At 50.6% G+C, this 17,549-nt stretch carries 19 protein-coding genes; 8 read left to right on the top strand and 11 right to left on the bottom strand.

Annotated features, from left to right (window positions below):
• Nucleotides 1-43 precede the first annotated feature (43 nt).
• Entirely contained in the window at nt 44-985 is a 942-nt protein-coding gene (locus tag BJ887_RS06255) for an MBL fold metallo-hydrolase (RefSeq protein ID WP_073971023.1), read from the bottom strand.
• A 174-nt stretch (nt 986-1,159) separates the two neighbouring features.
• Between BJ887_RS06255 and BJ887_RS06250 the strand changes: the two genes are divergently transcribed.
• The gene (locus BJ887_RS06250) at nt 1,160-2,056 is read left to right on the top strand and encodes an AraC family transcriptional regulator (RefSeq protein ID WP_014170406.1); all 897 of its coding nucleotides are present in this window, start codon (nt 1,160-1,162) and stop codon (nt 2,054-2,056) included.
• Between the two features lie 39 nt (nt 2,057-2,095).
• On the opposite strand, the gene BJ887_RS06245 is transcribed toward BJ887_RS06250, so the two are convergent.
• The 3 genes from BJ887_RS06245 to BJ887_RS06235 form a co-directional block, all read right to left on the bottom strand.
• Nucleotides 2,096-3,301: an NAD(P)/FAD-dependent oxidoreductase gene (locus BJ887_RS06245; protein WP_063156498.1), complete on the bottom strand. Its 1,206-nt coding sequence runs from the start codon at nt 3,299-3,301 to the stop codon at nt 2,096-2,098.
• 136 nt (nt 3,302-3,437) lie between these two features.
• Entirely contained in the window at nt 3,438-4,190 is a 753-nt protein-coding gene (locus BJ887_RS06240; RefSeq protein ID WP_113656299.1) for a glucose 1-dehydrogenase, read from the bottom strand.
• Between the two features lie 37 nt (nt 4,191-4,227).
• Nucleotides 4,228-4,575 carry a MerR family transcriptional regulator gene (locus BJ887_RS06235; protein WP_020882407.1) on the bottom strand — a complete coding sequence of 116 codons (348 nt, stop codon included), beginning with the start codon at nt 4,573-4,575 and terminating at the stop codon, nt 4,228-4,230.
• 248 nt (nt 4,576-4,823) lie between these two features.
• On the opposite strand from BJ887_RS06235, the gene BJ887_RS06230 reads away from it, so the two are divergent.
• Nucleotides 4,824-5,714: a GNAT family N-acetyltransferase gene (locus BJ887_RS06230; protein ID WP_121339588.1), complete on the top strand. Its 891-nt coding sequence runs from the start codon at nt 4,824-4,826 to the stop codon at nt 5,712-5,714.
• A 247-nt stretch (nt 5,715-5,961) separates the two neighbouring features.
• Here the strand turns inward: BJ887_RS06230 and BJ887_RS06225 are convergent, their stop codons facing one another.
• Together BJ887_RS06225 and BJ887_RS06220 are read right to left on the bottom strand one after the other, a co-directional pair.
• On the bottom strand, nt 5,962-7,164 hold the full coding sequence (locus tag BJ887_RS06225; protein ID WP_044868160.1) for a cell wall metabolism sensor histidine kinase WalK: 1,203 nt from the start codon (nt 7,162-7,164) through the stop codon (nt 5,962-5,964).
• Nucleotides 7,161-7,847 carry a response regulator gene (locus BJ887_RS06220; protein ID WP_014170413.1) on the bottom strand — a complete coding sequence of 229 codons (687 nt, stop codon included), beginning with the start codon at nt 7,845-7,847 and terminating at the stop codon, nt 7,161-7,163. Before BJ887_RS06220 ends, BJ887_RS06225 begins: the two co-directional genes overlap by 4 nt.
• Before the next feature lie 105 nt (nt 7,848-7,952).
• Here BJ887_RS06220 and BJ887_RS06215 point away from each other — a divergent pair, with 105 nt between their 5' ends.
• Nucleotides 7,953-8,729 (top strand): MipA/OmpV family protein, encoded by a 777-nt coding sequence (locus tag BJ887_RS06215; protein WP_049023752.1) that lies wholly within the window; start codon nt 7,953-7,955, stop codon nt 8,727-8,729.
• 46 nt (nt 8,730-8,775) lie between these two features.
• Here the strand turns inward: BJ887_RS06215 and BJ887_RS06210 are convergent, their stop codons facing one another.
• Nucleotides 8,776-9,654, bottom strand: a complete 879-nt coding sequence (locus tag BJ887_RS06210) for a LysR family transcriptional regulator (protein ID WP_320738984.1) — start codon at nt 9,652-9,654, stop codon at nt 8,776-8,778.
• An 87-nt stretch (nt 9,655-9,741) separates the two neighbouring features.
• Here BJ887_RS06210 and BJ887_RS06205 point away from each other — a divergent pair, with 87 nt between their 5' ends.
• From BJ887_RS06205 to BJ887_RS06195, 3 genes are all read left to right on the top strand, one after another.
• The gene (locus tag BJ887_RS06205) at nt 9,742-10,407 is read left to right on the top strand and encodes an NADPH-dependent F420 reductase (protein ID WP_074164907.1); all 666 of its coding nucleotides are present in this window, start codon (nt 9,742-9,744) and stop codon (nt 10,405-10,407) included.
• Nucleotides 10,408-10,425: 18 nt separating this feature from the next.
• Nucleotides 10,426-11,307 carry a helix-turn-helix transcriptional regulator gene (locus BJ887_RS06200; RefSeq protein WP_049023757.1) on the top strand — a complete coding sequence of 294 codons (882 nt, stop codon included), beginning with the start codon at nt 10,426-10,428 and terminating at the stop codon, nt 11,305-11,307.
• A gap of 102 nt (nt 11,308-11,409) precedes the next feature.
• The gene (locus BJ887_RS06195) at nt 11,410-12,156 is read left to right on the top strand and encodes an SDR family oxidoreductase (protein WP_020882399.1); all 747 of its coding nucleotides are present in this window, start codon (nt 11,410-11,412) and stop codon (nt 12,154-12,156) included.
• A 140-nt stretch (nt 12,157-12,296) separates the two neighbouring features.
• Here BJ887_RS06195 and BJ887_RS06190 read toward each other — a convergent pair whose 3' ends face one another.
• Nucleotides 12,297-13,019: an SDR family oxidoreductase gene (locus BJ887_RS06190; RefSeq protein ID WP_121339587.1), complete on the bottom strand. Its 723-nt coding sequence runs from the start codon at nt 13,017-13,019 to the stop codon at nt 12,297-12,299.
• A 98-nt stretch (nt 13,020-13,117) separates the two neighbouring features.
• Between BJ887_RS06190 and BJ887_RS06185 the strand changes: the two genes are divergently transcribed.
• The gene (locus BJ887_RS06185) at nt 13,118-14,020 is read left to right on the top strand and encodes a LysR family transcriptional regulator (protein WP_049023762.1); all 903 of its coding nucleotides are present in this window, start codon (nt 13,118-13,120) and stop codon (nt 14,018-14,020) included.
• 161 nt (nt 14,021-14,181) lie between these two features.
• Here the strand turns inward: BJ887_RS06185 and BJ887_RS06180 are convergent, their stop codons facing one another.
• Entirely contained in the window at nt 14,182-15,081 is a 900-nt protein-coding gene (locus BJ887_RS06180) for a LysR family transcriptional regulator (RefSeq protein WP_049023764.1), read from the bottom strand.
• 161 nt (nt 15,082-15,242) lie between these two features.
• On the opposite strand from BJ887_RS06180, the gene attM reads away from it, so the two are divergent.
• Nucleotides 15,243-16,034 (top strand): N-acyl homoserine lactonase AttM, encoded by a 792-nt coding sequence (gene attM / locus BJ887_RS06175; RefSeq protein WP_049023765.1) that lies wholly within the window; start codon nt 15,243-15,245, stop codon nt 16,032-16,034.
• 87 nt (nt 16,035-16,121) lie between these two features.
• On the opposite strand, the gene BJ887_RS06170 is transcribed toward attM, so the two are convergent.
• Both BJ887_RS06170 and BJ887_RS06165 read right to left on the bottom strand, forming a co-directional pair.
• Nucleotides 16,122-17,141 carry an NADP-dependent oxidoreductase gene (locus BJ887_RS06170; protein WP_121339585.1) on the bottom strand — a complete coding sequence of 340 codons (1,020 nt, stop codon included), beginning with the start codon at nt 17,139-17,141 and terminating at the stop codon, nt 16,122-16,124.
• Entirely contained in the window at nt 17,138-17,548 is a 411-nt protein-coding gene (locus BJ887_RS06165) for a hypothetical protein (RefSeq protein WP_121339584.1), read from the bottom strand. Before BJ887_RS06165 ends, BJ887_RS06170 begins: the two co-directional genes overlap by 4 nt.
• Nucleotide 17,549: the final 1 nt, after the last annotated feature.

Below are 17,549 nucleotides of genomic sequence, written 5' to 3'. Positions count from 1 at the left end.
TATGTTCCTGCCGGTATCCGTGAAAATGACATCAGCGGTATTCTTAATAATCCCAGGGACCCGGAATGCAACGGAACGTATCGCCGTCGACAGCAACATGGCAGACAGACGGGAATGAGAGATGAGTAGCGATCAATGACTCCCTGTTATCTGCCAGTTCCTGCAACAGACGAATGCGAATCTGTGCCGCTTCTTCGGGATAATGGTCGAAACCATTGAACCAGTCAGGATGTTCAAACCCAACCTGGAAAATAGCATCGCCGGCAAAGGTGAGTCGTTCCCCCTCAGAGGCCAGCCTTACCACGCTGTGTCCGGGAGTATGCCCGCCTGTACGAACAACACGCACGCCGGGTGCAACCTCGTATTCATCTTCGAATGTATGCAGTTGAGTCTGGTACGCTTGCAAAAATTGGGTAGCGGTTTGGCGCAGCGCTTCCGGGAAACCAGGCGGCATGGAAACCTGTGAAAAATCGGGGTCACGCCAAAATTCCACCTCAGCAGCAGCGACATGAATGCGAAGATCTGACCGCATGCGCGCTTTCACACCCTCAATAAGCAGCCCACCAACGTGATCCATATGCAGATGAGTGATAATCACATCCGTGACGCTGGCAAGATCTATCCCCGCTGACGCCAGGCGGTTAACCGTTCGCCCGGCGCGGGGTAAATCAGGGAAAGCCTCCCCCATCCCTGCATCAACCAGGATCGTCCGGTCACCGCTATGCACGAGAACCACATTTAATGCCCAGTCGAGAAAATCGGCAGGCAGAAACTTATCTTCAAACCAGTGGGTACGTTCGGAGGCCTCCGCGTTATGACCCAACATGGGTCCAGGTAATGACAACACGCCGTCACTGATCACCAGAACATCAATCTTACCGACCTGTAGTGCATAACGTGATGGCACCTTTTCATAAACGGCTTCCACATGCGAGGTACCATTAACCGGTGCTAACGACGCTGCATCATTCTTAGATATCGCCATATTTCCTCCGGACAACATAATTAATCGATTTAAGGGTATACACACCGTAGAAATGACTTTTTCCCCTCTGTTATTTCCCATCATCAAAAATAAACATACAGACAGAACACAATGAAACAGGGTTAAAACATCGCTATACTCTTAGGATGCCCACTGTTATTAACAGGTATACTCATGAAAAATCATGACATTCCTCTTGACGATGCCGTTCATAAAATGGCTCAGGTATTAAAGAACCGACCTGAATTAGGCATAGACAGTGGAGATGCGCTGCAAATTCGCTGTTATCACTGGCCGCATGGGCCATTGCATGAAACTATCCCGCCACTCGATCAACATGTGATTATTGCTCACGTTGGACATATGCAGCGTGTTGAGCGAAAAACAGAAAATAAAATCGTTAAAAACACGATCCGGAAAGGCGCCATCACGACAATTCCTCAGGGAAGTACATCTCGCTGGGATATTGCTGGTCTTGTAGATGTTATGCATTTATATATTCCTGATAATATTTTCGCCGATCTTCTGAATCAAATGGAGATACCCACTGCTGAGTTACTCTTACGCACAGCGCATTTTGATGAGACGGCATCAAAAATTACGCTGGCCGTTGCGGAAATCATTTCGGACAATAACAAAATTAACCAACTGCTCTGCGAGCACTTAACACTGTCATTAATATTACAGTTAATAAAAAACCACTCCAACACGCTGACAGCCGCAGGCCAGTCGCAAGGAGTATTGTCTTCGCGCGCATTAAAAATGGCGCTGGAAAAACTGGATAACAGCCCGATAGGTGATGTCACGATTAAATCACTGGCTCTTGAACTGGGAGTTTCCTCAGCTCATTTCTGCCGTGCCTTTAAAAACAGTACCGGCTTAACCCCGTACGGGTGGCTTAAGCAGCGCGTAATGGAACGCGCTTTCCACGAGTTACAACACACCGATAAACTGATTACAGAAATTGCCATTGAAAGCGGCTATGGCTCGCAAAATGCATTTACCCAGGCCTTCAGAAAAATAACAGGCTTGACCCCCGGTCAATGGCGTGAAAAAAAGAACACGCGTTGATGCTGCCTGCCGCCAGGCAGCATCAACAGAGATGGCCTGTTACGGAACAATAATGTAATCAGGGTTAGCAACAGAAAACATTTTCTCTCTGTCGGGTTCTGGCGGATAAATCCACTGAGTATTAATTTCCTGCTTTATTTTTTTCGCTTCCATGCCCTGGTACATAACCTGATGATCCCAGCCTTCCGTGTAGACCGCCCCCCATTTGCCCAGATCAAGACAGGTAACATATTTTGGCTGGCTGTAAGAATGCAGCGGTAATCCCAGTATTTCTGCTGCCGCGTTATGACCGGCGACGCGCCCCAGGCTCATCGCATGCTGGCAGGACATGACGTTATAATTACCTTCATCATCCGTAGGGACTTTTACGGTATCGCCGGTAACGAAGATACCCCTGGCGGCAGGTGCCCGCAGATACGCATCCCCAATAACACGGCCCAGATTATCGTGGTCGCCCGGGATGAGCCCGGCTAACGCGCTGGCCCGCATTCCCGCCGTCCATATCACCGTTTTACTGGGGATAAATTCATCGTCCGAAAGCATCACCCCCTCAGCGTTGATTGCGCGCACTCTGACGCCCGTTCGTACAGTCACGCCATTACTGGCCAGCGCCTGATTGATGATCTCACAGGCATCCTCGCCCATCGCCTGACCAATTTTGTTCGAACTGTCCACAATAATAACCTGCAAATGGTGCTCCGAACCCAAGAGGTCTCTGAGGCGTTCCGGCATTTCAGTGGCGGTCTCAAGCCCGGTCAGGCCCCCACCGGCGACAACAACAGTATTTCGTGCGGGAGAATAAGGCTCTGAAGCTAACGACATGAGGTGTTGCTCCAGTTCATGAGCAGCATTCAATGAGTTCACATCAAAACTGTATTCCGTGATCCCCGGCAGTTCTGGGTGAAATGCCTGGCTTCCGGTGGCCAGTACAAAACTGTCAAAATTAACCGAGGTTTCGCCACTCTCTTTTTTTACCGAGATAGTTTTATTTTCTGCGTCAATATCGGTGACATAACCGGCAATATAGTGCACACCCGCAGCCTTAAGAACATGCAGAATAGAGGGTGCCATATTTTCAAGTACGGCTTCATACAATCTTGGACGAATGGTTAATGCGGGTTCCGGAGAAACCAAAAAAATCTCAATCCGATCATTTGCCTTTTCCATATGTACCAGCCTTGCTGCTGAAATGGCGGCCCACATACCTGCAAAACCCGAACCGGCAATAATAATACGTTTTTTCATAGCGATACCTGTTAACAGCGGATGATGAAAATGTCGTTACCGCACCAAGAGTAGTGAAAGTCAAACCTGCCTGCTCTAGCAAAATTGATGTGCTTTAATCAAATTTGATGTTTTTTTATCAGCGCTGCGCGCGCCGCTAAATTTGCCCCATCCCGCCATCGACAGACAGGTCGATACCCGAAATAAAACTGCTTTCATCCGATGCAAGAAACAGCGCTGCCGCGGCCACCTCGTCAGGTTTGCCTAAACGACCTAACGGAATACGACTTGCGATGCTGGCGTCAAAAATCTCGCGATCGCTCAGGGAAACGCCCATTTTACTGATAATCGGTGTGGCGACGGGTCCTGGGCTCAGGCAATTCACGCGGATCCCACGGCCTTTAAGGTCGGTCGTCCAGCTGCGGGCAAAAGATCGCAGCGCGGCTTTTGAGGCGGCATAGATATTGTGTCCATCGAACCCTTTATAATGCGCAATGGAGGACGTTAATATTATCGAGCCACCGTCGGACATTAACGGGAGGGCCTGTTGCACGGCGAAAAACGTCCCTTTTACGTTGATATCAAACTGAGTATTAAAATCATCTTCGGAGGAAGCCGGGAAATCGGAAAGCACAATAACACCGGCATTTGCAAACATCACATCCAGCTTGCCGTATTTTTCGTTAATAATGCGAAAGAGGTTTTCATGGCTTCGTATGTCACCGATATCGTGTTGTATTGACAGTGCATTATCGTCACCGAGTTCATTCATCGCCTGCTGCAGGGTTTCTGCATTCCTGCCAGTGATAATCACCTTTGCACCTTCTTCAATAAACCGTTTGGCCGTGGCCAGTCCGATACCGCTACTGCCTCCGGTAATTAACGCGACTTTATTGTCTAACTGTTTCATGATGATATTTCCTGTTATTACTGCTCAGACAGCGCGATCACTCGTAGGCGTGAATACGCGTGGCAAGTGTATTTCTGCGTTCATTAAGTAATTCGATAAGCGTGTCCAGTGCCCGAAGTTTTTCTCTGTGCTGGGCCAGACACTGGATAAAACGCGCATCATCCATGTCGCTTACCTGAGAAAACTTTTCCAGCTCTGCAATCTGTCGGGTACTGAACCCACATTTTAAAAGCGAGATTATCCATCTCACTTTCTCGACGTCTTTCGCGTCGTAATTCCGATAACCGTTGTCCAACCGCTGAGAAACAATCAGTCCTTTAGCTTCATAATGTCTGAGCACTCGGGTGCTGACGCCAGTGAGCGCCGCCAGTTCAGATGGTCGCATACCTTTCTCCTCGTCATAGATGCACTCTACAACATTGACACTAGTGTCAATGTAAAGAGCATAGCGTTAGCTGGAATGTAAGCAGATATTTCCTGAGACAGGCAAAATTAACTCCGCCAACGAAGATTGCAGCAATCTTGATTTTGCCTTGACCGTTTATTGATTAACGGTCGGGATAATCAGCCTGTTCAGACAGAACTGCCCGGCGCTGACAGCGCCCTCTGATGAGATTGCAAGGAGAAACAATAATGGGCTTCAGACATTCGCTTTTTGGATGGGAACGTTCAAACTTCACGCATTACCAGGCGGCTTATTATAAGTACGGCGGCAGTGTTAATACTCACCCCGACATTATCAATTTCTTTATGCAGAAGAAGGAAAAAGATTTCGCATTCTGGCATTACCGACGCGATGGCGAGGTCACCGCAGCGTACTTTACCAGTGATGAAAATACCTTCGGCCTGAATGTCTGGCGCGATTACCCGGTATCTTATGATGAAATTATTATCCCCATGGCTGCCGATCAAAAAATCGTTCTGCCAGTAAAAACAAACCGGCTGTCTTCATCGCTGCGTGGGAATATAATAAATGCCACCTATTCTTTTCGTGAAAAACGTAAGGTTTGCCTGATTAAAACGTCTTTCTCAGGTAAAACGGTGAAAAAAAGAAATGGCGAGCTAAAAAAAATGCTGGCTGCGGGCGGAGAATGCATACCGCTCAGAGAGATGTCACCGGCGGATATTGCTGATATTTACGTGCATCTTTTCAGGCTGCGTTTTGCTGACAGCGTCAGATGCTATAACAGGAAAAACATCACTGAACTGTTAACCGCCCTGCCACATATGGTCACCGGCAATGTACTTTTCTTTGAAGGTGCCCCCGTTGCGATAGATCTCGTACTGTGTGCACGTAGTGAAAAAAGCCTGTATTTTGATGTTCCTAACGGAGGGATTGACCCGTCGATCACCGCATTCAGCCCAGGAAGTCTGCTCATGTGGAAAAATATTGTTGATGCACGAGAAGTATGTCGCAATGAAAATAAGGCAATGCAATTTTCAATCGGATTGTATGATAAAAAATGGGACTATAAATTGCTTTGGGCCGAAACCCAGCCCACAGGTAAATCACTGGTTCTTTGAACTGTATTCGCCGCCCTGCCCTTAACAATTATTTATCTCCTTTCGGCGCATCCAATAAAACAATAATGATAATCTGAAATATGACAATCAGCGGTGCGATGTACAGTAAAAAACAACCACATCGTACCATTTTACGAAAGGCAGAAAGCAGTGAGAGAAGTAATTCAGGTGACATGGTAAACCCCCGTTTACCATGTATTTAAACTCAATTTTTACAAGATTCAGTTCACCCTTTGTTAAGGAACCGTCAATGCTGTTCCTTTTCGCTTAGCGGTATCGTCATCGTGAACGATAGCCCTCCGCTGGCATTCCGTTCTGCAAAGACAGTACCGCGATGCGCCTCGCATATCGCTCTGGCAATAGAGAGCCCAAGGCCGGATCCACCGGTATGTCGTGAACGAGACTGCTCCTCACGCACAAACGGTGAAAATATGGTTTCAAGCAGTGCGTCCGGGACTGCCGGACCGTTGTCGCGGAAAATAACGGATACCTTTTTATCGCTGACATGATAACGAATATCCAGGATGCCCCCTTCCGCAGCGTAACGCAGAGCATTGTCCATCAGGATCAAAAAGACCTGGCCTATCCGGTACGGATCAACCCGACAGGTCACAGATTCCCCCTCATGGTAGATAATGTTCACTCCCACCCTTTGGGCTGAAGGCATCGTCCATGCCACTTTCTCACGGATTATCTGGTCCAGGCTGGTTGATACCAGGCTCAAATTCAGCTGGTTGGCATCAGCCAGTTTTAACAGATGCAGATCGTCAACCAGTCTGTTTAAATCATTCATCTGCTGCATGATCATGTTCAACTGGGCCTGACTGGGTTCAAATACGCCGTCCATAATGCCCTGCAGACGACCGATGGCAGCCGTCAGCGGCGAGCGCAATTCATGTGCCATGATCACATGCGATTTTTTCAAATCTTTCTCGTAGCGTTCCAGCTGCATCGACATCCCGTTAAAGTTCTCGCTGAGGCTACGCAATTCAAGCGGCAGATTGTCCGGCACGGGCACGCGGGTCCCAAACCCGCCTTCAGCAACAGACCGTGCCGCACCGGCAAGCCGGCTAATATGATGGGAAATGGGTCGCGCTGTTTTCAGCGTAAGCATAAAAATAATCGGTATGAATATCAGAACCAGGATGCCAAGAATCACCCAGTCCTTAATCCCCATCGTCGGATCTGAGTAGGACAGCCCATACCAGGTGTCGATAATTTCATGATAGCGGTTGATGTTCTGTTCAGGGTGCTTGCTCAGAACTGAGAGTTCAGCCCTGACGGCCTCTGGCATCCGGTAGGCGTGCCATTTGTTTTCAACAAAAAATCGCACCCACATAAAAAAGGCGATAAGAATAATACTTCCGACTGCCAGGGATATCAGCCGCTTGCATATCCAGTTCCACAGCGTACTCGGTTCGCCTCGTGGAGATAACGTAAACTTTTTCATGCATTTGCAAATCGGTAGCCGATCCCTCGTACGTTTATCAGCAATTCAGTCTGCCCCGCTGACTCGAGTTTTTTTCGCAAGTTATAGATATGCGTGTCCACAACGCGCTCCAGGGCTTCACTTTCTGGGAGACACGCTTCAAGAAGCGCCTGACGGGTGAAAGCCTTATTAGGCGACTTAAGAAATGTCATCAGTAGCAGCAGTTCCGTCGGCGTTAAATCCAGCGCTGTCCGTTGCCCGTTCTCGCTCTCAACGCTTACCGTCATGGACTCTGTATCTGCCTGCAGTCCCCGGTACTCAATAAGCGTGCTGCTGCGCTCGCCGGAATAACGACGGAGTACAGCATGGACTCTGGCGACCACCTCACCCGGGTTATAGGGCTTCACCACATAGTCATCCGCGCCAAATCGCAGGGCACTGATTTTGTCGCTGCCGTCGCGGATGGCGGTGATCATAATCACGGGAATATCACTGCGCCGGCGCAGGGCCAGCAGAACATCGTTCCCGCTCATGCCGGGCAACATCACATCCAGTAAAATAATGTCGGGCTTCCAGCTGAATGCCAGTTCGAGCCCCCGGTTACCGCTGCTGGCCGAAGAGGTCTGAAACTGATCGCGCTTAAGGTAAGCCTCAAGCACATTCGCGGCATCCAAATCGTCTTCAATAATTAAAACACGTTTCACATTCGCACCTTGATGGAATCTTGATTAAATCTTGCAGGAATATTGATTGACCGCCCGCATACTCCGCAATTCATAGATATAAGCATAATTCATTCAGGAAGTTTTATGAAGGAAATAAAAATCGCCTTAGTAACACTCATCGCAGCATCGTTCGCTTCACAGGCATCATCAGATAAAAAAGCATCTTATGTCACGATTGGCGTGGGTTCACAATATGCGCCTGAATATACCGGCTCGAATAAATATGATGTCAATACGCTGCCGTATTTCGGATGGACTTACGATGACTGGTCCGTCAATACCGACAAAGGTATCGTCTATTCCCATCAGTTCAGTAATGGCGTTTACCTGGGGCAAGCTCTGGGGTATTCCCTTGGCCGCACGGATAGCGGAAACGCCTGGCTTCAGGAAGGCTCTGATAAACTTAAAGGTATGGGTAAGATTAATACCGTAATGAATACCACCACCACGGCAGGATGGTGGATGGCACCCTGGATAGGCTTTGAGGGAAATATTACGGCACCGCTGACGGAAAGCCAGGGAATGCAATATAAAATGAAACTTAATGTCGTTCTTTTTGCTAACGACACAGATACTCTGGTAATCAGTACCGAAAGAAAATACGGCGACGCACGGTATAATAATACCTGGTTTGGGGTGAATAAAAATCAGAGTACCCATTCCGGATATAGGTCTTTCAACGCGGGTAGCGGATTAAACAGTGTGAATTACGATATTAACTGGCAACACACATTTAATGATAACTGGTCCGGCTATGCGGATTTAGGGTATATCACGCTTGCAGAGCGTGTAAGCAGCAGCCCCATTGTGCAAAAGGATGAATATCTTCTCTTTACCGTCGGGGCATTTTATACATTCTGATGCAGGATATCGGTTATCTGGTGCTCTGACCGCCAGATAACCTGGTTTACTGCGTTTTAAGTTTATTAATAAACCAGCGCCCGGCTGGCCCTGGAGGATATTGCGTCATATGTACCGCATGCATGGAAAAACCAGGGCCAACATCGGGCTGCATCTCCAGGTTCAGGATAACCAGTCTGCCATTAGCAATATCATCCTCAACCATAGGCAAAGGCATATAACCCCAACCGAGGCCCGCACGCAAGAATGCATGTTTTGCCCCCATGTCACCCAAACGCCACGTCTTAGCCGACATCACGCCAAAGTTGCGACCCGCCGTGAGTGATGAGCGGTCAGCCAATACAAGCTGCACAGCGTTCTCCATAACCGGCCGAAGAATTGGGCCAGCCATTTTAGCCAAAGGATGATCGGGTGAGACCACAGCCACGGCAGGAACACTGAGCAGGAACTCAGAGGCACACCCGGTCGGAACATCCGGTAGCGAGCCGATAATCGCGACCCGACAGCTGCCGGCCAGCAATGGCTGAAGTACCGCGCCCAGCGCCTCAACATAAAGACGCAACGGTGTGCCGGGAAAGGCCAGATGAAATTCCTTCACGACTGCGGTCAGGATCTCTATCGGAAACATCACATCCACAGACACGGCGAGTTCGGGTTCCAGGCCTTCTGCCAGGATACGCGCCTTAGCCTTAAACGCGTCCATTCCGGCAAGCGTATGGCGTGCGGCCTCCAGTAAGGCTGCCCCCGCCTCCGTCAGTTTCGGGTAACGTCCCGTTCGCTCAAATAAAGGAAAGCCTACCTGAGATTCCAGATTTGCCAGCGTAGCGCTAACGACGGACTGCGCCCGGCGAAGTTTGCGACCTGCGGCCGAGAAACTGCCTTCATCAACCGCAGCAATGAAAGTACGCAGTTGATCAATCGACATACCATCCAGCATGTATCGCCCCTTTAGATGTATACCATCTAATTATATAGGCTACACAGATAGATCGGTGAGCACTATTCTCCTTTCATGTTCTTAAGCAACCTAGCCAAACACATCAACGCATCTGTTCATTTAAGGAAACAAACTATGAAAAAAAATACTGTCGGCATTATTGGTGCAGGCGCCATCGGACAAGCCTTTGCCCACCAGCTGGTCAACGCAGGCGTGAATGTCATCCTCAGTAACAGTCGTGGCCCGGACAGCCTGGCTGAAGTGGTTGAGGCATTAGGCGACAAAGCTCGCGCCGGAACGGTACAACAGGCTGCCGAAGCCGAAATCGTTTTTATAAGTACCAACTGGAACAGAACCGAGGCCGCATTAAGTGGGTTGAACTGGGAGGGTCGTATTCTGATTGACGCGACTAACCCGGTACTTTTGCCGGGCTACACCCTTGCAGATCTGGGGGGTAAAAATTCATCCCAGCGCGTTGCAGAATGGGCAGCGGGAGCCCGGGTCGTCAAAGCCTTCAATACGCTTCTGGCAAACGTTCTTGCGCAAGACCCGTCCCAATCTGGCGGGCGCCGCGTGGTCTTTATGTCCGGCGACCACGCTGATGCAAAAGCAGACGTTGAGGAATTAGCCACCCGAATGGGCTTCGCCAGTATAGACTTAGGGAGTCTTGAGATTGGGGGATATCTGCAACAATTCCCGGGTGGTCCCCTTCCCGCGCTAAACCTTGTGAAACTGGCTTAAGAGACGTTATTGACGAATATGGCTCAACGTACTTCCGCTGAATCATTCGAAGCGTACATTCCGGGCGAATTGCTCAAGGAACATCGGGCACAATCTTCCCGGGATGTCTTCATTCAAATTCTGGCGCGTCGGCAGAGGCAGGACAACGTTATTATCCCGGCCGTGCCAGAGCCTTTTATTGTCTGGATACTCTCTGGGCGGGCCGTCGTTGAAGAACGGCCTCTGGGCGGAGAGTGGTCAGAAAACCACGTTACCGCAGGTGATTTTTTTCTCACGACCGACACCTCTCCGACAGAGATGAGATGGCAAGCCGATCCAGACAGCCCTTTCATCGTTATGCACGTCTATATTGGTGTGTCCATGATGCAGAATATAGAGCTGCGGGAAGTGTCGGGCGAACGCGATGAAACACTGTCAGCCCTGCTGGAACTTATGCGCGCAGAGCTTTATTTTCAGCACCCACCCAGTGGACATTACATCCAGGGTATCGCTCAAGCCCTTGCGGTACACCTCTCCCGTGCTTACCGGACATCGGCAAAGCGACACCACGGCGGGTTGCAGGCATATAAATTACACCGGGTATTTAAGGCGATGCATGAAGAGCTGGCTCACCCCTTTGACTTAGCACGTCTGGCTGCCCTTGCCGAGCTTAGTGAATTCCATTTCAGCCGGGTCTTTAAACAGTCTACCGGGCTTTCGCCTTCCCATTATTTTATCCGCTTGCGAATGGAAGCGGCGCGCCGCCTGTTGTCCGAGACAGAGGATTCGATGATCAGCATTGCCCTGACCGTGGGCTACAACAGCCCCAGCCATTTTGCTGCCATATTCCGCAAGCACACCGGTATTTCGCCCTCTCAGTATCGCCACGAAAATATGCGTAGCAAAACACCGACAGTGTGAGCAAACCACCGCGCGAAGAGAGTGCCTTTTGCAGACATGATTGACCCGAACTTCAGATGTTCTTTGCTGAAGCGCTGAAACAAACGCATAAGAGGATTAATCATGGAACTCAACGGTAAATCAGCCATCGTGACCGGTGCATCAAGCGGTATCGGCGCAGCCACCGCCATTAAATTGGCCAGAGAGGGGGTCAAAGTGGGACTCGCGGCCCGCCGCCGGGATCGTCTCCAGGCGCTGGTGTCAGAAATCAAGGCCTTCGGCGGAGAAGCCATTGCGCTGGAAATGGATGTGACTGACCAGGCGTCAGTCTTCGATGGCGTGAAGAAACTGCACGACGCCTATGGCCACATTGATATCGCCTTCAACAATGCCGGACTCATGCCCATTTCAGACATCGCCAGTCTCAAACTGGAGGAGTGGCATCGTATGGTTGATGTCAATATTAAGGGCTTAATGAACACGGTTGCCGCGGTACTCCCGGTGATGCAAGCGCAAAAGTCAGGGCATATCATCAATACGTCCTCGATTGCGGGCAGAAAAACGTTCGCTGGACTCGGGGTATATTGCGCAACGAAACATGCGGTAGCCGCATTTTCAGATGTATTACGCATGGAGCTTTCGTCTCAATACAATATTCGCGTAACCTCACTTCAGCCAGGCGCGGTTGAAAGTGAATTATTCGAGCACATTACTGACGAAAACTACCGTGCACAGATGGAAAACCTGAAGGAACACATGACGTTCCTGAAGTCAGAGGATATTGCTGATTCCATCCTTTATGTGCTGCGCGCGCCGGACCATGTCGACGTGGCAGAATTGTTCATCATGCCCACAGAGCAGCAGTGGTAAGTTTGTCATGCGGGCCAAACCGGTTGTCTGGCCCGCGTTATGACCTTTTCAATACACATACAATTTTCACCCTGCACTCTGTGACGCGACAAAAAAGCTGCCTTACAGGCAGCTTTCGTGGTGAATATGCGTTAGCCAGTTCAGTTCGCAGACGCGGTAGGTCGAATCGTGATTTCTGTTGTATCAACATTTTCAGGCGCTTCAATCACTTGCCGAACAGCGCGGGCAATATCAGCCGGCTGGAGTGCAATGGAACGGTATACCTCCATTGCCGTCTGCGTTTCCGGATGAGTAATGGTCGAGGCAAGTTCGCTTTCCACCACACCGGGGTTGACGCAGGTGACACGGATGCTGGCACTTTCCTGTCGCAAGCCATCTGAAATCGCCCGAACGGCGAACTTTGTGGCGCAATAGACGGCAGCTGTCGGCACCACAGAGAGCGCGCCGATAGAGCCAATATTGATTATCTGACCGGAGCCCTGCGCTTCCATGGTGGGAAGCACGGCGCCAATCCCCCATAGCACGCCCTTGATATTCACATCAATGGTACGTTCCCATTCATCATATTTACCCGCTGCCAGCGGAGAAAGGGGCATTATTCCCGCGTTGTTGATCAGAACGTCAATACGCCCCCACCTAGTCAGTGCCGCCTGCACGAAATCAGACATCGACTGGCGATTTGTGACATCCAGCTCGCAGGCTTCAGCATGCCCGCCTGTACTGCGGATTTCTGCAGCGATAGCTTCAATACGATCTTTCCTGCGTGCCCCAAGTAATAACTTCGCGCCTGCATTGCCAAGCTCTCGTGCAATACCCTCTCCGATACCGCTGGATGCACCGGTGATCAAGATGACTTTATCCATGACTTACTCCTTCAGTTGAGTTCAGAGGGATAATAGAACGCGGTTATTGTTTCGTGTATCCTGCCTCTGGTGTACACACTGGTTAGCAAACTTAAACAATGAAAATTGACCTTAATCTTTTACCTCTGTTTCTGGCTGTCGCAGAGGAACATAGCTTCAGCGCTGCCGCCGAACGTCTTGGCGTGACGCGATCGGCGGTCAGCCAGGGTATCAGACGCCTGGAGGATACGTTCGGGACCCTGCTTGTCATGCGCACCACACGTTCGGTAAACCTGACTGAAGCGGGAGAACGGCTGCGAAAATCGTTGTCCATACCGCTATCAACGATTGACGCGGCGTGCGAAGACGTTCTCTCTGACAACGGGCCGCGAGGGCATCTGAAAATTGCTGTCACCTCAATTGCAGAAGAATTTCTTTCAGGCCCTCTGCTCGCGTCCTTTGCAGCCGCTAACCCTGCCGTCACCATCGATATCGTCGTGTCGGATGACGAATTTGATATCGTGGCAGCGGGCTATGATGCCGGCGTAAGGCTCGGTGACGTGATCGAAAAAGACATGATTGCTGTCCCTCTGACGGGACAGCAACGGGAAGTGGTGGTGGCATCACCAACGTATCTGGCGGCCCATAGCGCACCGCGCCATCCGCGAGAGCTTATCCGCCATCGCTGTATCGGCTGGCGCCCATCGCCAGACGTCGCGCCCTATCGCTGGGAATTTGAGGAAGCGGGAAGACCTTTCGACGTGGCGGTTGAACCGCATATCACCACCAACGATCTCCGTCTCATGCTCAGGCTCGCGCTTGCGGGGGGAGGAATTACCTTTGCAACCTATGAAACATTCAGGCCATTTATTGAAAAAGGACAGCTTGTTTCATTACTGGATGATTTTCTTCCGCCTTTTCCTGGGTTTTATCTGTACTTCCCGCAACGTCGAAATATGGCCCCCAAGCTGCGGGCTCTGATTGAACACGTCAGGCAGTGGGGGAAGACGTCACTGCAGTAGTTTCAAACCCGCGCAGAATATTTAGCTGCCGGAGAGTTGCCGCGCCGTAGCAGCGAATGACGCATGCTCGACTGGGCAAGCCATTAACCGGGGTGTACCTCAGGCAGGCAAGAAATTTTGTTCAACCGTTTATTTAACAGCCTCATATTCCAGCTTGAGAACTATGGCTGCCCTTTTGTTACCGAGCGCGTAAGGCTTGTGCGAAGTTCGTTTTCAAGGAAAGCGACACATGCTCGTGTTTCAGCGGAGATGATATTAGCCGGAGGATAAAGTAGATATGCAGGGAATGAAGGAACAAGGTAGTCGGGTAACACAGGTACGAGATGCCCGTCGGCAATCTCCTGTCGGCAAACCGGAGACTGCAATACCCCGATTGCCTTTCCTGCCAGAAGCACAGTACGTAACGGCCGCCAGTGGCTGGAAGTGAATGTTATTCTCACAGGGACGGTGAGTAACGCGTTGTCAGGCGCGATCAGCGTCACATGGTTATTCATAAACAGGCCCGAAACACGAGCAAACGCATGTCGGGCGAGTTCATCCGGTGTACGGGGCATATCATAACGCTGCAAATATTCGGGAGAGGCCACCAGCAACCGCTCAATTTTCCCCAACGGGCGGGCAACATAATATCCTTCCCCCGCCTCACCAAGACGTAGCGAGATATCCACACCTTCGGTGACCGGGTCCGTCACTCTGTCACTGAGCACCAGATCAATGTTGATGCCCGGATAGGCCAATTGCAGTTTAAGCAGGGCGGGCATAAGTAACTCTTCCCCGGCACCATAGGGTGCGGCAATGCGCAGGGTTCCACTAATTGCCTCACCATTATCCACGATTGCCAGCGCATGGTCAGCCGCTGCAACGGCGCTTTTGCTCCGTTCATAGAACAGCGTCCCGCTATTGGTGAGAGACATTCGGCGCGTGTGACGTCGCAGCAGGCGGGTATTAAGATGAGCTTCCAGACGCTCTATCCTTTCACTGACCGCCGGCTGTCCGATGCCGAGATCGCGCGCGGCGGCAGACATGCTTCCGCGCTCAACCACCCGAATGAAAATACGCATTGCCGTAAGTAAATCCATTCACCGATTATATTGGTAAAACCGATAAATGAAAGTGGTCCCGCCCCTCTACTGGCAGGCCCTTCTGTTAATGAAAATCTGTGCGTCCACGGCTGTTCTAGCTATGGCGTACAGAAGATTTCATTTTTTACGGGAAAAGAAGCATGTCAGATATCAGGCTTTATATGTTCCAGTCGGGCTATCAGCGTTGTAAATATCACGATATCAGGATGAATCAGGGTGAAGGCGCCGACTACATTATACCTGTCCCCTGGTTTTTACTGACGCATCCGCAGGGGAATGTTGTTATTGACGGTGGTCTTGCGGTGGAAGGGCTGAAGGATCCCCGCGCCTACTGGGGACCGACTGTTGACCAGTATCAACCCATCATGGATACAAACCAGGGCTGTAGAAGACAACTGGCGAAGCTCGGAATAAGGCCAGAATCGGTGCGTTATGTTTTACTCTCCCACCTCCACTCTGACCATACCGGCGCGATTGGCCGCTTTCCTGAAGCCACTCATCTTGTGCAGCGTGCTGAGTATGACTATGCCTTTTCACCGGACTGGTTTACCGCCGGGGCCTACTGTCGGAAAGATTTTCATCGCGAAGGTCTCAAATGGCAGTTTCTGGCAGGAGATGCCGATGACGGTTTTGATCTGTATGGCGACGGCGTTCTGAAAATCATTTACACGCCAGGCCACTCCCCGGGTCATCAATCTTTTGTCGTCTCCCTGCCGAGTGGAAAATCGTTCACCCTGGCGATAGATGCTGCCTATACGCTTGACCATTTTCAGGATAAAGCCCTGCCTGGCTTGATGACATCGGCCGGTGAGGTGGCACGATCGGTGGCAAAACTAAGAGTGGTTACCCAGATGCATAATGCGGAAATTATTCCCGGGCACGATCCTGATATCTGGCCACATTATGCAATGAAGACGGAGGGCTATAACTGATACGAACGGTGATAGTGACAATACCTCTTCCCTGAGGCGATAACCCTGGTCATTTATGCTTAGCGCAGAGGCAAGCCTTCGTTGCTATCACTCATGAATTTTAACCACCACTTTCCCCTTTGCATGCCCGCGAGCCAGATAGGCGAAGGCGTCGCCAGTTTCGGCAAAGGGGAAAACGTTGTCGATAACGGGTTTGATGCGTTGAGCGTCCATGAGTTCAGCGATTTGGCTAAGCTGGCTGCCATCAGGGCGGACAAAGAGAAACGAATAGGTTAACCCTCGTTTTTTTGACAGTCGCATGATTTTGCGGCTCATCAGTCCTAATACGAAACGCAGGAAAACATTAAGGTGTCTTTCCCGTGCGAAAGCCGTATCTAACGGCCCGATCAGGGAAACTATCTTCCCTCCCGGTTTAAGGATTTGGGTGGATTTCTCAATCGCGTCACCTCTGATAGTCCCGAGGACAATATCGTAGCCGCTCAGCACTTTTTCGAATTCCTGCTTTTTATAGTCAACCACCTCATCTGCACCAAGGCGGCTCACCCAGTCAATGTTGGCGGTGCTGGTTGTCGTCCCTACCGTTGCGCCAAGGTGTTTTGCCAGTTGGATAGCAAAACTGCCAATTCCACCGGAGCCTGCCGGGATAAATACTTTCTGCCCCGCTTGCAGCTTCGCGCGTTCCGTCAGCGCTTGCCAGGAGGTGAGACTGACCATCGGAAGCGACGCTGCCTGTACGAAATCCAGAGTGGCGGGTTTTAACGCTGCAAGGTTTTCTGGCACCCGCACAAATTCAGCAAGCGAACCCGTTCCCCTGTCAAAAATACTGGCAAACACCTCGTCGCCTGCTTTGAAACGCGTCACGCGGCGTCCTGTGGCAACGACAACGCCGGACACGTCGCTGCCCAACGTCGCGGGGAGACTGAAATGCAGAACACGTTTGAACATGCCGGTCGGGATCATGTTATCGATCGGGTTCAGACCTACTGCATAAACTTTGACCAGAATTTCATCATCACCAGGGGACGGAAAATCTACGTCGTCGAATCCCAGTTCAGGGGATTTACCATAGCGTTTGAACGTAAATGCTTTCATCGTCTTCTTATTCATTTGTCTTTTACTCTGCCGGGTTTGCCGGTGGCGTGTTTCTTACCAACGCTGTTGCTGAGTAAAAAAGCGATACCCAGGAATAGCTCGATAAATACTGCAATAACGATCTGCCCATTAACGTGTCCTGCATACCACTCAACAACGCCGGACACGGCTAAAATCAAACATAACGTACCGATCCCTGCTGCCAGGGCATAGCGGGCCAGCGTGGGCTCTGCATGCCTGGCGAATAAACACATCACCCCCAGGCCCGCGTACAGGGCGGCAGAGCGATGGCCGAGCACATCAGTTCCCGGTGTTGGCGTGATTCCCCACTGCGTTAACAGCAGTTGCGGGCAGAACATCCATATCGCCGCCAGGATGAAAAACAACCCGGCAGTCAGAATAGCCAGTTGAGAAAATTTCATA

Origin of the sequence: Enterobacter sp. WPR_3_1 (assembly GCF_003635055.1) — a bacterium.
Lineage (GTDB): Bacteria > Pseudomonadota > Gammaproteobacteria > Enterobacterales > Enterobacteriaceae > Enterobacter > Enterobacter ludwigii.
The sequence above is the reverse complement of the archived record's forward strand: the minus strand, read 5'-3'. Positions and strand labels throughout refer to the sequence as shown.

What these genes read in the sequence shown, in the direction of transcription:
- BJ887_RS06180 (WP_049023764.1), bottom strand. Translation starts at nt 15,081, where the DNA reads ATGCGTATTTTCATTCGGGTGGTTGAGCGCGGAAGCATGTCTGCCGCC.
- BJ887_RS06240 (WP_113656299.1), bottom strand. Translation starts at nt 4,190, where the DNA reads ATGAAACAGTTAGACAATAAAGTCGCGTTAATTACCGGAGGCAGTAGC.
- BJ887_RS06170 (WP_121339585.1), bottom strand. Translation starts at nt 17,141, where the DNA reads ATGAATAAGAAGACGATGAAAGCATTTACGTTCAAACGCTATGGTAAA.
- BJ887_RS06185 (WP_049023762.1), top strand. Translation starts at nt 13,118, where the DNA reads ATGAAAATTGACCTTAATCTTTTACCTCTGTTTCTGGCTGTCGCAGAG.
- BJ887_RS06250 (WP_014170406.1), top strand. Translation starts at nt 1,160, where the DNA reads ATGAAAAATCATGACATTCCTCTTGACGATGCCGTTCATAAAATGGCT.
- attM (WP_049023765.1), top strand. Translation starts at nt 15,243, where the DNA reads ATGTCAGATATCAGGCTTTATATGTTCCAGTCGGGCTATCAGCGTTGT.
- BJ887_RS06210 (WP_320738984.1), bottom strand. Translation starts at nt 9,654, where the DNA reads ATGTCGATTGATCAACTGCGTACTTTCATTGCTGCGGTTGATGAAGGC.
- BJ887_RS06245 (WP_063156498.1), bottom strand. Translation starts at nt 3,301, where the DNA reads ATGAAAAAACGTATTATTATTGCCGGTTCGGGTTTTGCAGGTATGTGG.
- BJ887_RS06200 (WP_049023757.1), top strand. Translation starts at nt 10,426, where the DNA reads ATGGCTCAACGTACTTCCGCTGAATCATTCGAAGCGTACATTCCGGGC.
- BJ887_RS06225 (WP_044868160.1), bottom strand. Translation starts at nt 7,164, where the DNA reads ATGAAAAAGTTTACGTTATCTCCACGAGGCGAACCGAGTACGCTGTGG.
- BJ887_RS06190 (WP_121339587.1), bottom strand. Translation starts at nt 13,019, where the DNA reads ATGGATAAAGTCATCTTGATCACCGGTGCATCCAGCGGTATCGGAGAG.
- BJ887_RS06205 (WP_074164907.1), top strand. Translation starts at nt 9,742, where the DNA reads ATGTTCTTAAGCAACCTAGCCAAACACATCAACGCATCTGTTCATTTA.
- BJ887_RS06235 (WP_020882407.1), bottom strand. Translation starts at nt 4,575, where the DNA reads ATGCGACCATCTGAACTGGCGGCGCTCACTGGCGTCAGCACCCGAGTG.
- BJ887_RS06215 (WP_049023752.1), top strand. Translation starts at nt 7,953, where the DNA reads ATGAAGGAAATAAAAATCGCCTTAGTAACACTCATCGCAGCATCGTTC.
- BJ887_RS06195 (WP_020882399.1), top strand. Translation starts at nt 11,410, where the DNA reads ATGGAACTCAACGGTAAATCAGCCATCGTGACCGGTGCATCAAGCGGT.
- BJ887_RS06255 (WP_073971023.1), bottom strand. Translation starts at nt 985, where the DNA reads ATGGCGATATCTAAGAATGATGCAGCGTCGTTAGCACCGGTTAATGGT.
- BJ887_RS06165 (WP_121339584.1), bottom strand. Translation starts at nt 17,548, where the DNA reads ATGAAATTTTCTCAACTGGCTATTCTGACTGCCGGGTTGTTTTTCATC.
- BJ887_RS06230 (WP_121339588.1), top strand. Translation starts at nt 4,824, where the DNA reads ATGGGCTTCAGACATTCGCTTTTTGGATGGGAACGTTCAAACTTCACG.